The sequence below is a fragment of the Bacteroides timonensis genome (genome assembly GCF_000513195.1).
Lineage (GTDB): Bacteria > Bacteroidota > Bacteroidia > Bacteroidales > Bacteroidaceae > Bacteroides > Bacteroides timonensis.
In genome coordinates this window covers 58853-73929 of sequence record NZ_CBVI010000077.1, presented here as the reverse complement: position 1 = coordinate 73929, position 15077 = coordinate 58853, and the positions used below count along the sequence as shown (strand labels likewise).

The 15077-nt window shown below is 44.5% G+C and carries 9 protein-coding genes; 8 read left to right on the top strand and 1 reads right to left on the bottom strand.

The features are described 5' to 3' along the window. Positions 1-226 precede the first annotated feature (226 nt). On the bottom strand, positions 227-1234 hold the full coding sequence (locus BN161_RS14690; RefSeq protein WP_044267498.1) for an aldo/keto reductase: 1008 nt from the start codon (positions 1232-1234) through the stop codon (positions 227-229). Positions 1235-1557: 323 nt separating this feature from the next. Between BN161_RS14690 and BN161_RS14685 the strand changes: the two genes are divergently transcribed. The 8 genes from BN161_RS14685 to BN161_RS14650 all read left to right on the top strand — a co-directional run bounded on the left by BN161_RS14685 (position 1558) and on the right by BN161_RS14650 (position 15065). Further along, entirely contained in the window at positions 1558-3858 is a 2301-nt protein-coding gene (locus BN161_RS14685; RefSeq protein WP_044267461.1) for a glycoside hydrolase family 3 N-terminal domain-containing protein, read from the top strand. A gap of 179 nt (positions 3859-4037) precedes the next feature. Beyond that, positions 4038-4925 (top strand): helix-turn-helix domain-containing protein, encoded by an 888-nt coding sequence (locus BN161_RS14680; protein ID WP_044267459.1) that lies wholly within the window; start codon positions 4038-4040, stop codon positions 4923-4925. A 71-nt stretch (positions 4926-4996) separates the two neighbouring features. Further along, positions 4997-6280 carry an acetylxylan esterase gene (locus BN161_RS14675; protein ID WP_044267456.1) on the top strand — a complete coding sequence of 428 codons (1284 nt, stop codon included), beginning with the start codon at positions 4997-4999 and terminating at the stop codon, positions 6278-6280. Between the two features lie 26 nt (positions 6281-6306). Then, positions 6307-7593 carry a glycoside hydrolase 5 family protein gene (locus BN161_RS14670; protein WP_044267497.1) on the top strand — a complete coding sequence of 429 codons (1287 nt, stop codon included), beginning with the start codon at positions 6307-6309 and terminating at the stop codon, positions 7591-7593. 1 nt (position 7594) lies between these two features. Then, a complete protein-coding gene (locus tag BN161_RS14665; RefSeq protein WP_052356300.1) occupies positions 7595-8578 on the top strand; it encodes a glycoside hydrolase family 5 protein in 984 nt (327 codons plus the stop codon). Between the two features lie 214 nt (positions 8579-8792). After that, positions 8793-11957: a SusC/RagA family TonB-linked outer membrane protein gene (locus BN161_RS14660; protein ID WP_394332297.1), complete on the top strand. Its 3165-nt coding sequence runs from the start codon at positions 8793-8795 to the stop codon at positions 11955-11957. A gap of 22 nt (positions 11958-11979) precedes the next feature. Beyond that, a complete protein-coding gene (locus BN161_RS14655; protein WP_044267454.1) occupies positions 11980-13713 on the top strand; it encodes a RagB/SusD family nutrient uptake outer membrane protein in 1734 nt (577 codons plus the stop codon). 35 nt (positions 13714-13748) lie between these two features. Next, a complete protein-coding gene (locus tag BN161_RS14650) occupies positions 13749-15065 on the top strand; it encodes a glycan-binding surface protein (RefSeq protein WP_044267452.1) in 1317 nt (438 codons plus the stop codon). The last annotated feature ends 12 nt before the right edge of the window (positions 15066-15077 follow it).

Sequence of the window (15077 nt, the reverse complement as noted above, 5' to 3'; positions counted from 1 at the left end):
AAGATAAAAAATAAAAGGTTCAGAAGGGGGTATGTTAAAATTGTATTCTTGGTGAAAAAAGTCTTAAGAAAGGGAATGCTTGTTCCCTCACGTAGGAACGCCTGTTCCTTTAATGGGAACTGGGATTTCCCTTAATGGAAACGAGCGTTCCCTTTCGTGGAACGCTCGTTACTCTTAAAAGGAACCGATTTACCTGATGATGATAAAACAAGTCCTTGTTATCAGTTTATTTCAGACTATCTATCTGATTGATCTTTTCTAATTCTTCTGCCGTGAATTTCGTATTTTTGATACTTTGCAGATTGTCATTTAACTGTGCTACAGAGCTTGCTCCGATAATGACTGAAGTAATCATATCATCTTTCAGTAACCATGCCAGAGCCATCTCAGCAAGAGTTTGTCCGCGTTGTGTGGCAATTTCGTTTAGGGCTCTTATCTTCTTCAGTGTCTCGTCAGTCAATGCTTCTTTTTTCAGGAAACCGCCTTTGGCGATGCGTGAGTCTTCGGGAATACCTTTCAGATAACGGTTCGTCAGCAGTCCTTGTGCCAACGGTGAGAAGGCGATGAAACCTGTTCCGTTTTCTTTGGCCTGTTGCAGAATACCTTCTTCTTCCGGTTCCCGGTTGAACATATTATATCTTCCTTGATAAAGCAAGCAATGCACATCTCTCTCTTCCAGATAGCGGTAAGCAAATTCGGCAGCTTCTTTCGGATATTTGGAGATACCCACGTATAAGGCTTTGCCCTGTCGGACAATGTCAACAAGAGCTTGCAGTGTTTCTTCCAATGGAGTTTCCGGATCATAGCGGTGCGAGTAGAAGATGTCTACATAGTCCAGATTCATCCGTTTCAGACTTTGGTTGAGGCTGTTCATCAGATACTTTCTGGACCCCCATTCACCGTATGGGCCGGGCCACATGTCATGACCGGCTTTGGTTGAAATGAACAGTTCGTCCCGGTAGGGCATGAACGATTTCTTCATAATCATTCCGAAGGTTTCTTCGGCAGAACCGTAGGATGGACCGTAGTTGTTGGCAAGGTCGAAATGGGTGATACCTTGGTCGAAAGCGTAATGTGCCATTGCCTGGGAATTGGCCAGCGTGTTTACGTCGCCGAAGTTGTGCCATAAGCCTAAGGATATTTCGGGCAGCAGGATGCCGCTTCGTCCGCACCGGCGGTACTTCATACCATTGTCATACCGGTTGCTGTCGGGAGAGTAAATGGGGTTTATCATGTTATTGGGTTTAAGAGATTGTTCGGATACAAAAGTATATATTTCTTCCGGAAAAGACTTGTTTTGTTCATCAAAAGTATGAGGAATACAACTGATACCTCGATTTGAAACAAATTGTACTACATTTGGATAAGAAACTGTTGCCGGAAATTCATGGAGAGCACTATCTTTGCGGTGTAACGGAAAAGAAAAGAAGGAAAAGAGTGATAAGGTGGTAAGGTGATAGGGTGATAAAGTAGCTGCGCTATATATCACAGAGCGTTATCCCGTTATCATTTTATCACTCTACCACCTTATCACATTTAGTTCATATCCTAATAATAATGAAGAAAATAATCGCAACTATGGCAATCGGAGCTTGTTTGTGTTCCTGTGGCGGAAGCCAGAAGGAAGTGTATAAAGACTCTACCGCACCCGTAAAGGACAGGGTAGAAGATCTCTTGAAAAGAATGACTCTGGAGGAGAAAGTAGGTCAGATGAATCAGTTCGTCGGTGTGGAACATATCAAGGCAAACAGTGCCGTGATGACCGAAGAAGAATTGAAGAATAATACCGCAAATGCTTTCTATCCCGGCTTTACGGAGAAAGATATAGAGAAGTGGACGGAAGAAGGCCTGATCGGTTCTTTTCTACATGTATTGACCATTGAAGAGGCCAACTATCTGCAATCTCTCGCAATGAAGAGCCGCTTGCAGATACCTATTATATTCGGTATCGATGCTATTCATGGCAATGCCAATGCGCCGGATAATACAGTATACCCCACCAACATCAACCTTGCCTGTTCCTTTGATACGCTGATGGCTTATAAGATAGCCCGGCAGACTGCAAAGGAAATGCGTGCCATGAACATGCACTGGACGTTTAATCCGAATGTAGAAGTAGCCCGTGATGCCCGTTGGGGACGTGTTGGCGAAACGTATGGTGAAGATCCTTATCTGGTCACTTTGCTGGGCGTACAGTCCGTGAAAGGTTATCAGGGTGATTTGAATGGCAACGAAGATGTACTGGCTTGTATCAAGCATTTCGTCGGTGGCAGTGAACCCATCAACGGAACGAACGGGTCTCCCACAGATTTGTCAGAGCGTACACTTCGTGAAGTTTTCTTTCCTCCCTTTGAGGCAGGAGTGAAGGCGGGAGCTATGTCCCTGATGACTGCCCACAATGAACTGAACGGTATCCCTTGTCATAGCAATGAGTGGCTGATGCAGGATATTCTGCGTGGCGAATGGAACTTCCCCGGATTCGTAGTCAGCGACTGGATGGACATTGAACATATCCATGACCTGCATGCCACTGCCGAAAATCTGAAGGAAGCTTTTTATCAGTCCATTATGGGAGGTATGGACATGCACATGCATGGTATCCACTGGAATGAAATGGTAGTGGAATTGGTGAAAGAAGGGCGTATCCCCGAATCCCGTATTGACGAATCCGTACGCCGTATACTGGATATAAAATTCCGTCTCAGTCTTTTTGAACAACCATACGCTGATGAGGCCGAAACCATGAAAATACGCCTTTGCGATGAGCATCGTGCAACGGCTCTTGAGTCTGCCCGCAATGGCATTGTATTGTTGAAGAATGACGGTGTGCTCCCTCTGGATGCTTCCAGATATAAGAAGATTATGGTGACCGGCATCAATGCCGATGACCAGAATATCCTGGGTGACTGGAGTGCTCCTGAGAAAGATGAAAACGTAACTACCATCCTGGAAGGTCTGAAGATGATTGCTCCCGATACTCAGTTTGATTTTGTAGACCAAGGTTGGGACCCTCGCAACATGGATCCGAAGAAAGTGGCTGAAGCTGCTGTACGTGCCAAGAGTGCCGATCTCAATATAGTAGTGGCAGGTGAATATATGATGCGCTTCCGTTGGAACGACCGTACAGACGGTGAAGATACCGACCGGTCGGATCTCGACCTGGTAGGTTTGCAGAACGAGTTGATAGAGAAAGTGGCCGCTTCCGGTAAGCCGACTATTCTTATTTTGGTGAACGGACGTCCTCTCGGTGTGCAGTGGGCGGCCGAAAATCTTCCCGCTATCGTAGAAGCATGGGCACCAGGGATGTACGGAGGGCAGGCAGTAGCCGAAATTCTGTATGGTAAGGTGAATCCGTCAGCCAAGTTGGCTATTACGATTCCTCATAGCGTAGGTCAGTTGCAGATGATATATAACCATAAGCCGTCACAATACTTCCATCCTTATGCGGCAGGCAAGCCAAGCACTCCGCTTTATCCGTTCGGTCACGGTCTTTCTTATACTACATATAAATATGATGACCTGAAATTGGCACAGAAAGAAATCACTAAGGACGGCACGGTGGATGTGAGTGTAAAAGTTACGAATACGGGCGACCGTGATGGAGTGGAGATCGTGCAACTGTATGTCCGTGATAAATTCAGTAGCGTCACCCGTCCGGTGAAGGAACTGAAAGACTTTGCCCGCGTATCGTTGAAAGCTGGCGAAAGTCAGGTCGTGAGCTTTAAGATTACTCCCGATAAACTGGCTTTCTATGATAAAAAGATGAAGAAGATTGTAGAACCGGGTGAGTTCATTGTGATGGTAGGTGCATCTTCTGATGATAAAGATCTGCTGAAAGATTCTTTCTTTGTGAAATAAAATAGGAGAAATAAAATACAGTTATTGCTTTTTTCTTTTAAGGTTATACCTTTCCGATGGCTAGGTATAACCTTTCTTTCTTTTATAACAAATCTTACCCCATAATAAAACAAATTCTACCATTCGGGATTAAAAAGAATGGTTATTTTTGTGACATGATACTATTTTAACCAATCAATATGGAAAACTCAAACTACATTATGAGGGAGATTACTCCCTTGTCCGACCGCGATTGTTTTTATATCGCCGACCGTCGCAAGACGGAGTTTACTTACCCTATCCACTGTCATGCCGAATTCGAATTGAACTTTACGGAACATGCAGCCGGTGTCCGCCGGGTAGTGGGAGACTCTGCCGAGGTTATCAGCGACTATGACTTGGTACTGATCACCGGCAAAGAACTGGAGCATGTGTGGGAGCAACACGAATGTACTTCGAAGGAGATACGGGAAATCACGATTCAGTTCTCATCCAACCTGTTTTTCAAGAACTTCATGAATAAGAACCAGTTCGACAGCATCCGGCGTATGCTGGAAAAGGCGCAATGCGGCATTAGTTTCCCCATGCAAGCCATCATGAAAGTGTATAACTGGCTGGATAAACTGGCTTCCGAAGAACAGGGATTCTATGCAGTGATGCATTTTCTGCGCATTCTTTATGAATTGTCTTTGTATGATGATGCAAAGGTGCTGTCCAGTTCTTCCTTTGCTAAGATCGAGACGTTCTCTGACAGCCGCCGGGTGCAGAAGGTACAGAAATATATTGCCGATCATTATCAGGAAGACATCCGTTTGAATACTCTGGCGGATATGGTGGGCATGACACCGGTTTCGTTCAGCCGTTTCTTCCGTTTACGTACAGGGAAGACGCTTTCCGACTATATTATAGATATTCGCCTGGGGTTTGCTACACGCCTGCTGGTGGACTCGGCGCATACCATTGCCGAAATCTGCTATGATTGCGGCTTCAATAATCTGTCCAACTTCAACCGGATGTTTAAACGTAAAAAAGATTGTTCACCGAAGGAGTTCAGGGAAAACTATAGGAAGAAGAAGATTGTGATATGATAATATTGTATCATTATTATTCTTCGAAACCACGTACATTTGCAACAACGAACAAATCTTAGTTTTCTACCATGAGAAAAATATCACTTCTTTTTGGATGTCTGTTGTGTATGCTTGCTGCAACAGCGCAGATACGCGGTAATGAAATCCGTGTAATGGTTTCTCCTGATCATACCGATTGGAATTATCGTTTGAATGACAAATGTACATTTACCGTGAGAGTGCTGAAAGCTCAGAATCTTTTGCAGAATGTGACGGTGGATTATGAGCTGGGGCCGGAGATGTACCCTACCGAAGTCAAGAAAGGTGTATTGCTGAAGAATGGTGAATTAAAGTTGCAAGGGACGATGAAGACATCCGGATTTCTGCGTTGCAAAGTGACGGCACACGTAGGTGATCGTAAATACGAAGGATTGGCGACCGCTGCTTATGCTCCCGAACAATTGCAGCCTATTACGGAGTTTCCCGCGGATTTTCGTGAATTTTGGGCGAAAGAGCTGGAAGGCGCCCGCCGGACATCGCTTCAACCCTTGATGACTCTGCTTCCCGAACGATGTACTGCGACAGTCAATGTCTATCATGTCAGCTTTCAAACAGATCGTTGGGGTTCCCGTTTCTACGGTGTCCTTTGTGTACCGAAAAAAGAAGGTAAGTATCCGGCTCTGTTGCGTGTACCCGGTGCAGGTATACGTCCGTATGCCGGAGATGTTTATACAGCGGAACAAGGTGCAATCACATTGGAAGTTGGCATCCATGGTATTCCCGTTACTATGGAGCAATCTTTTTATGATAATCTGATGAATGGTGCATTGAATGGTTACTGGACTTTCTGCCGGAATGATTTGAGGAATTTCTATTATCACCGGGTGATTATCGGCGCTTTACGTGCGGTTGATTTCATCTGTGAATTGCCGCAATATAACGGGCAGGCACTTGGTGTGACGGGCTCCAGCCAGGGTGGGGCACTATCTGTGATGACGGCGGCCTTTGATCCGCGCGTCACTTTCTTTGCTGCCGTTCATCCGGCACTGTGCGACCATGAAGCCTTTATGAAGAAACGTGCTTGTGGCTGGCCGCATTATTTCTATTATTATGGTGCTCCCGATGCTAAAGAACTGGAAGTGGTGCGTTATTATGATACGGCTAACTTTGCCCGTTGTCTTACAGTACCCGGTTGGTTCAGTTGGGGATATAATGATGATGTTTGTCCGCCGACTTCCATGTATGCCGCTTATAATGCGGTGACTTCTCCAAAAGAACTCCATCCATATCTTGAAACAGGTCATTATTGGTATCAGGAACAATGGGACGAATGGCTGGCATGGCTGTGGAAACAGTTGGGAATAGGGAAATGATAAAATTGTTACTAAAACCTGATAATATGAGACACTTATTCTTATTGACTCTTCTTTTATCCTTTTTGGGTGCATGTACTCCTAAACCTATTGAAAACTCATTCGTTCATGTGAATGCGAACGGACAGTTCATCCGTAATGGAAAACCCTATTATTATGTAGGTACCAATTTCTGGTACGGTGCCATTCTTGGTTCCGAAGGTGAAGGAGGCGATCGTGAACGCCTGCATAAAGAATTGGATTTTCTGAAAAGTATCGGTATTAATAATTTGCGTGTATTGGTAGGTGCGGACGGTGAAAATGGTGTGAAAACCCGTGTGCAACCTTCTCTGCAAATAGCTCCCGGTGTGTATAATGATACTATTTTAGCCGGATTGGATTACTTCATGAATGAATTGCGCAAACGGGATATGACCGCCGTACTTTATTTGAATAACTCCTGGGAGTGGAGTGGTGGTTATTCTGTATATCTGCAATGGTCGGGACACGGTAAGGCTGTAGTGCCTGCAATAGACGGCTGGCCTGCCTATATGGAGTACGTGAAACAATTTCAGCAATCGGATAGCGCGAAGGTGTTGTTTGCCAATTATGTCAAAGACATCGTCACAAGAACAAATAGGTATAATCAGATAAAATATGTGGATGATCCAACGCTTATGTCCTGGCAGATAGGCAATGAGCCTCGCGCTTTTTCCGATGAAAACAAGGAGCCTTTCGCTAAATGGATGGCAGATGTTGCCGCTCTTATTAAGTCACTTGATTCCAATCACATGGTTTCTTCGGGAAGTGAAGGTGCTGCGGGATGTGAGGGGGACATTGCATTATATGAAAGAGTGCATGCAGATCCGAATATTGACTATCTGAATATCCATATTTGGCCTTATAACTGGGGATGGGTAAAAGCTGATAGTTTGAAAGAACTTCTTCCGCGAGCTAAGGAGAATACGAAGAAATATATTAATGATCACATGGTGGTTGCGCAGAAATATAAGAAGCCTGTGGTACTTGAAGAATTTGGCTTCCCTCGTGATGGTTTTCGTTTTTCTAAAAGCACTTCGACAGAAGTTCGTGATGAGTATTATCAATATGTATTTGATTTGATTCGTCAGGATCGGGAGAACGGCGGACTTTTTGCCGGATGTAACTTTTGGGCATGGGGTGGTTTTGCTGAACAGAATCCCGACCATATCTATTGGGAAAAGGGAGATGATTACACCGGAGATCCGGCTCAGGAAGAGCAGGGGTTGAATTCTGTTTTCGCAACGGATACTACTGTTGAGATTATAAAAACTGAAAATGCAAAATTGAAATAATATGATGAATATCTGGAAAAGTTTGTTGGCCGTTTGTCTGCTGACCGCAATGTTTGGGTGTGGGGCAGGTGCGTCTAAAAAAGCAAATCAGGAAGGTGCTGCAAAGCAGTTGCCCCGTCTGTGTGTGACTGGTACGCAATTGATGAATGAACAGGGCGATACGGTTGTACTGAAAGGTGTTAGTTATGGGTGGCATCAGTTTTGGCCTCGTTTCTATAATGCTTCTACCGTAGCTTATCTTTCAGGAGATTGGGGTGCGGAGGTGCTTCGAGCTTCTATGGGAGTGGACTTGGATAGTGCCTGCTATGTGTACAAGCCGGAGTTTGGCATTAAGTGTGTCACGACAGTAGTGGATGCGGCTATTGAAAATAATGTTTATGCAATCATTGACTGGCATAGCCATAATCTGCGTCAGGAAGAAGCCAAGGAATTCTTTGCACAAATGGCAACTCGTTATAAGGGTGTCCCTAATGTGATTTATGAAGTGTTTAATGAACCGGTGGAAGATAGTTGGGAACAAGTGAAGGCTTATTCTGTCGAAATTATCAAAACCATCCGTGCCATAGAACCAGAGGCTGTTATTCTGGTAGGTTGTCCGCATTGGGATCAGGATATTCACCTAGCGGCAGATGATCCTATTACCGGCTATAATAATATAATGTATACTGTTCACTTTTATGCCAATACTCACGGACAATGGTTGCGTGACCGTACAGACTATGCTTTGAGCAAAGGGCTTCCAATATTCATATCCGAATGTGCCGGTATGGAGGCCAGTGGCGACGGTGCAGTAAATAAAGAAGAGTGGCAAAACTGGCTGGACTGGATGCAGCAACGTTCCATAAGTTGGGTAGCATGGTCTGTTTCGGATAAGAATGAGACTTGCTCGATGCTTCTCCCCTCAGCTTCTTCTGATGGCGATTGGGCTGATCAGGATATGAAGGAATGGGGGCAGATAGTACGCGATGGACTACAGAAAAAATAGAATCATATAATCAATTCAGACATTAAAGCAAGGGTATGGAACTGATACTGTTATTTTGTAAATATAGTATTAGTTCCAGATAAAATTGTATTTGTTTGCGCCACTGATATCATCTACCTTTGTCGTGAAAGATTTGTGACATATTAAATCTAATAATTATAGTATGAAGAACTTTATGTTGTTTCTGATGACGCTCTTCCTGAGCTGTCATGTGATGGCCCAACAGACCACAGTTACCGGTACAATTACTGACGGTACGGATGGTTCCCCTCTGATTGGCGCCAATGTTCTGGTAAAAGGAACCGGTACCGGTTCTATAGCGGACGTAAATGGGAAATTTAGTGTGAGTGTTCCGACCGGTAAAGATGTTCTGGTAATTTCCTGTATTGGATATAAGCAGCAGGAAATTACCTTGAAGCCGGGACAAAAAGTTGTGAATGTGGTAATGAAAGAAGACTCGGAACTTCTGGATGAAGTGGTCGTTGTAGGCTATGGTACAATGAAAAAGAGTGACCTTTCAGGTGCGTCGGTATCTATGGGCGAAGATGCTATCAAAGGCTCTATTATTACCAATCTTGATCAATCATTGCAGGGACGTGCCGCTGGTGTTACGGCGGTGCAGACTTCGGGTGCGCCGGGCTCTTCTTCTTCTATTCGCGTACGCGGACAAGCTACAATCAATGCCAATGCTGAACCGCTGTATGTAGTAGATGGTGTGATAGTACAGGGGGGCGGACAAAGCGGTGGTGATTATGGTTTTGGCGATGCGTTGGGTAACGGTACAGTCTCTACTATATCTCCGCTTTCCACGATTAATCCCGCAGATATCGTCAGCATGGAAATATTGAAAGATGCTTCGGCCACAGCTATCTATGGCGCTCAAGGTGCCAATGGTGTAGTGCTTATCACTACCAAACGCGGTAAGGCAGGTGAAGCTAAATTTACCTATGATGGTATGGTAGCTATGCAGCGCCAGACGAAACGTCTTGACCTGATGAACTTGCGTGAATATGCTGACTATTACAATGATTTTACAAAAACGTTTGATGGTGGTTTGAAAGAGAGTGCATATTATTCTGACCCATCTCTACTTGGCGTGGGCACCAATTGGCAAGATGCGATTTTTCAAACAGCTTTCCAGCACCAACATCAGATTGGAGCACAAGGAGGCACAGAAAAGATTCAGTATTATGTTTCTGCCGGATATATGGATCAGGAAGGTACGTTGATTGGCTCAAACTTCAATCGTTTGTCAGTGCGTACCAATCTCGATGCTCAACTCAAAAAATGGTTGAAGTTAGGGCTTAGCGCAACATTCTCCGACACGAATGATGACTTGAAGCTTGCCGAAGGTGAGGAAGGTATTATCAATTTTGCCATGACTTCATTGCCGGATGTACCTATCTATAATATGGATGGCAGCTATGCGACGGTAGTCCGCGAGAATTATACTTCGCGTAACCCTATCGCTTTGGCCATGGAGAATTCTAATAAACTGAACCGTAAGAAGCTGACGGGTAACATATATGCAGAGATTTCTCCTATCAAGAATTTGACTTGGCGTGCCGAAGTTGGTTATGATATCAGTTCCAGCAAGGCTGATGTCTATAGGCCGATTATTGATTTAGGTACTTGGAAACAGAGTAATAGTAGCAGTATGCAGAAGAATAGTTCAACTTTTTGGCAAATTAAGAACTACGTTACATATAATAATACATTTGGTAAACATAGTCTGACTGCCATGTTGGGACAAGAATGTTGGGAGAGTAAATGGGACTACGCTGCCGTGTCCAGTACGAATCTACCTTCCGATGCTGTTCATAACCCTCAACTGGGAGCCGACAATAAAACGATTGGTTCTGCTTTTGGCAGTTCGGCGATGGCTTCATTCTTTGCCCGTTTGAATTATAATTATAGTGACCGTTATCTGGCAACTTATACCTATCGTTACGATGGTAATTCCAATTTTGGCCCTAATAACCGCTGGGCGGGCTTCCATTCGTTTGCTGCTTCTTGGCGTTTCTCAAATGAAAAATTCTTCGAGCCGTTGAAGAAGGTTGTCAGCAACGGTAAGGTACGTGTCGGTTGGGGACAAACTGGTAACTCAGGCATTGGCAGTTACAAATGGGGCACAAGTATGAGACAGGTTTATACCTCTCTTGGACAGGGTTATCGTCCGTCAAACATTCCTAATCTTGACATCCAGTGGGAAAGTCAGGAACAATGGAACATCGGACTTGACCTTGGATTCTTCAATGACCGCATCAACATCACTGCCGATTGGTATCAGAAGGAATCGAAGAATATGTTGATGGAAATGCAGTTACCCTCTTATATGGGAACAGGTGGAAATGCTAGTTCTAGACTATCGGCTCCCTGGGGCAACTATGGGCACATCCGTAACACAGGTTTCGAGCTTGCTGTCAATACTCACCCTATAGTAGGAACATTTGAATGGGATAGCAATTTCCAGATATCTTGGAACAAGAATAAACTCTTGGCGCTGAACAATACAGCTAACGCAGCCATTGTAGGTTATGGTCAGTGGAACGATGTGGTAAGTATGACTACTATCGGAGAAAGTCTCTACAACTTTTATGGATATGTCACAGATGGTATCTATCAGAATCTGGAAGACATACAGAACTCCCCGAAACCGGAAAAATATCCGGCAGATGGTGTGTTCAATCGTTCGCAGACGGTATGGGTTGGTGATGTGAAGTATAAAGACCTGAGTGGCCCCGACGGTAAACCTGATGGTGTTATCAATGAGTATGACAAAACTAACATCGGCTCTCCGATGCCCGACTTTACGTTTGGCTGGACGAATACTTTCCGCTACAAAGGCTTTGATCTTTCAATCTTTATCAATGGTTCTTATGGAAACAAGGTTTATAACTACTTGAAGATGAAGATGACTTCTATGAGTGGTGCTTGGAGTAACCAGCTTGCTGACGTCGTGAATCGTGCGCGTCTTGAGCCTATTGACGCAACTGTGGTGTATGCTGATGGTACTCAGTGGTACGATCACATCGAGAATGTGAGAGTTGCCAATCCCTCAGCTTCGCTTCCGCGTGCCGCTATTGGAGACCCGAACGATAATGATCGTATCAGCGACCGCTATATCGAAGACGGTTCATATATCCGTTTAAAGAATATTGCTTTTGGATATACATTCCCCAAGAAATGGATTAAAACAATTGGTGTAGAGAACCTTCGTGTTTACATGAACATACAAAATCTGCTAACCATAACTGGTTATGATGGATATGATCCTGAAATTGGTGTAAACACTCAGAATGTCAATGTTTACGGTATGGACTTCGGACGTTATCCATCGCCCACTACTTATTCATTCGGACTAAGCTTAACTTTCTAACTCAATTAACAGATATATCATTATGAAACTATCAAATATCAAATATATAGCATTAGCGATGTTGTTTGGACTATCCATCACTTCGTGTGAGGATTTTCTGGACCGTCCAGCAGAAGACAGCTACAATGACTCTAATTATTATCAGAATGATGAGCAGTGTAAAGCGGGTGTACTTTCTCTATATAATGTTCCTTGGTATGATTTCCTGAGTCGTGGCTTCTATAAAATTCCTGAAGTGATGGCGGGTAACATCTATATGGGAGGCAGTCCCTACCTGTCACTTAACGTTAACGGAAGTGATCCGGATATAAAGAGTACGTCAGAGTCGCTTTGGGCGGTTAATGCGCAGGCAAACGTTATCTATAATCGCTTGAAGTCGGCTAATGCTTCGGAAACCGTGAAGAACACTTGCATGGGAGAATGCCTTGCCTGGAAGGCTATGGCTTATTTCTATTTGGTGCGTATTTTTGGCGAAGTGCCCATTGTTCATGATAACAGTAGTGAAATAGGCGACGGGAGTTATAATGATAAATATAAGGTGCAGAAAGGTGATTTATACGAATATATCGTGATGACGCTTGAGAAAGCCATTGAGTTGTTGCCAGAGCGTAATGATCCTGGTAGGGTAGATAAGTGGGGGGCTAAAGGGTTGCTTGCTAAGGTCTATCTCACGAAGTCGGGTGTTGAAGCCGGTGGTAGCGGTCAACGCAATACCGATGATTTGACCAATGCTGCACGTTACGCCAAAGATGTGATAGATAATTCAGGAAAAGAGCTGATGACGAATTATGAAGACATCTTCAAAGGGGAGAACAATAACTGCGCTGAAAGCCTTTTTGGCTGGAGATGGAGTGCTGAGCAACTGGTTTATACTTGTGGTAACTGTCTGACATCGGAACTTGCAATGAGCGGTTTCGACATCTATTCGAGCTGGGGTGACTGGACGGCTCCGTCTACCGACCTGCAAGATGCTTTCGAAGTTTCTCCACTCGGTAATCCTGCTCAGCGCATCAACCCGGACACACGTCGCAAGGCAACTATGATGATGCCGGGAGATAAGTACAGTTATTGGTGGCAGGATAAGGGTGGATTTGACTATTTGCAATTTCTTTATGACAAGAGCTATGCGCCCGGTTCCAATGTAGGACTCAGTTCTGCAACCGGTGCCAATATCGCAAAACATCTTTATGGCAACAACGAAGACCATAAGAAGACATTCGGCATCGCTGCCGAACAGCAGACAAGCAGTCTCAGCACACATGTGCTTCGTTTGGCAGACGTTTATTTAGTGTATGCGGAAGCCGTGATAGGTAATGCCACCTCCACCACCGATGTAAGTGCTATCGACGCTTTCTATGCCGTTCGTCATCGTGCTGTAAGTTCTTACGAACGTCCGGTCTCCATTACGCTTGATGATGTATTGAAAGAGCGTCGTCTGGAATTGGCTTTCGAGGGTGACTATTGGTTCGACTTCGTGCGTATGTCATATTACAATATGGATAAGGCTATACAGACTTTGCAGAATCAGCGCCGTAACGGTTACTATGGTTTAGGAGGTCTCTATAAAGCTTATTATGAAGATCCTACCCAATGGATTGTGAATCCTGAGGAAATGCTTTATGAAACAGATACTGCTAAACCGAACGTAACGGCTTCAGTATTCACGCTGCCGCTCCCCTCGGATGATGTAGTCTTCAATCCTCATCTTATGGAAGATGCACAACATGTGGATGTTCGTGCCACTTTCTCATATTAATTGTGTAAATGACAACTATATTAAAAGGAAAAAATATGAAAATCAAGAGATATTTTAAATGGATGATATGCTTGACTGTTGCAACGCTGGCATTCACAGCCTGCGAAGATCAGCCTGATGCATTCGAAAATACGGGCGGACTTCCTGAGGTGAGTTATATCCGTTTGCCCTATGCCGCGTCTTCAGACTCTCTGATTGTAAGCGGATATATGGGAAACACGATTTGTATGGTAGGTAATAACCTTACCAGCATACGTCGCCTTTACTTCAATGACCAGGAAGCTACGCTTAACACCAGTTATATCACTGGCAGCACGCTGCTCGTGGATATCCCTAATACCATACCTGGGGTGGTGTCCGATAAGATATATATGGTGAATTGCAGCAATGATACGGTAACTTACGACTTTCATGTTAGCGTTCCTGCCCCTACGGTGAGAACCATGTCGTTTGAGTACGCTCCTGTGGGAAGTGTCGTAACTATTAACGGAGATTATTTTATTGACGATCCCAATGTGCCGCTAAGCGTTAAATTCGGCGAAATACCAGCTGTCATTGACCACTTTACAAAGACTGCTATTGATGTAGTAGTGCCTGAAGGTGCAACAGAAAGTGCTGTGACTGTAGAAACCGTTTACGGTGCAACGAAATCAGTGTTTCACTATCGGGAGTCGCGCGGGCTTATGTTTGACTTTGACGGCATAACCGGACTCGGTAACCATGGATGGCATAATGTTCCTATTGAAACAGATGCAGACGCGCCTTCCGGTAACTATATCATGCTGGGTGATGGTGCAACTCTGATGGCTGCCGAAGGCCCATGGAATGACGGCAAGTTTGCATTCGAGTATTGGCCTGGCGACTGGAGTACGCCTACTGATTATCCGGCAGACGGTATCCGTTTGTTCGATCTTGTAGACTTCAATGATTTCAAGAATATGGCCATTAAGTTTGAGATGTGTATACCTGCTGAATATGCTTGGGGTGCCGGTGCATTGCAAGTTATCTTTGCCGGTACCGATAAGGTGACGCTGGGAAATGCCGGTACTGATATTTACGGTAATGCTGTACCCGGCCCTAACAATACTTACTTCCAGAACAGTGAATTGCCGCGTGCGCTGTATCGTCCTTGGACTGCTTCAGGATCTTATCACACCAACGGCAAGTGGATTACTGTGACTCTGCCCATTGCCACTGAGTTTGTCTATGCGTTTGAAGGCGGAATAGCTACCGGTGCACTTAAGAAAACCGATTTTGCTAGCCTTGTGCTCTTCGTTGTGGGCGGTGGTATCAGTGGTACCGATTGTACTCCTCTTATAAAGATTGACAATATTCGTGCGGTACCCAATTAAATTAAGTAAGAA

Bases quoted from the DNA above. Each gene is read 5' to 3' on its own strand.
- BN161_RS14665 (WP_052356300.1), top strand. From the start codon at position 7,595: ATGATGAATATCTGGAAAAGTTTGTTGGCCGTTTGTCTGCTGACCGCA.
- BN161_RS14675 (WP_044267456.1), top strand. From the start codon at position 4,997: ATGAGAAAAATATCACTTCTTTTTGGATGTCTGTTGTGTATGCTTGCT.
- BN161_RS14660 (WP_394332297.1), top strand. From the start codon at position 8,793: ATGGCCCAACAGACCACAGTTACCGGTACAATTACTGACGGTACGGAT.
- BN161_RS14685 (WP_044267461.1), top strand. From the start codon at position 1,558: ATGAAGAAAATAATCGCAACTATGGCAATCGGAGCTTGTTTGTGTTCC.
- BN161_RS14655 (WP_044267454.1), top strand. From the start codon at position 11,980: ATGAAACTATCAAATATCAAATATATAGCATTAGCGATGTTGTTTGGA.
- BN161_RS14690 (WP_044267498.1), bottom strand. From the start codon at position 1,234: ATGATAAACCCCATTTACTCTCCCGACAGCAACCGGTATGACAATGGT.
- BN161_RS14680 (WP_044267459.1), top strand. From the start codon at position 4,038: ATGGAAAACTCAAACTACATTATGAGGGAGATTACTCCCTTGTCCGAC.
- BN161_RS14670 (WP_044267497.1), top strand. From the start codon at position 6,307: ATGAGACACTTATTCTTATTGACTCTTCTTTTATCCTTTTTGGGTGCA.
- BN161_RS14650 (WP_044267452.1), top strand. From the start codon at position 13,749: ATGAAAATCAAGAGATATTTTAAATGGATGATATGCTTGACTGTTGCA.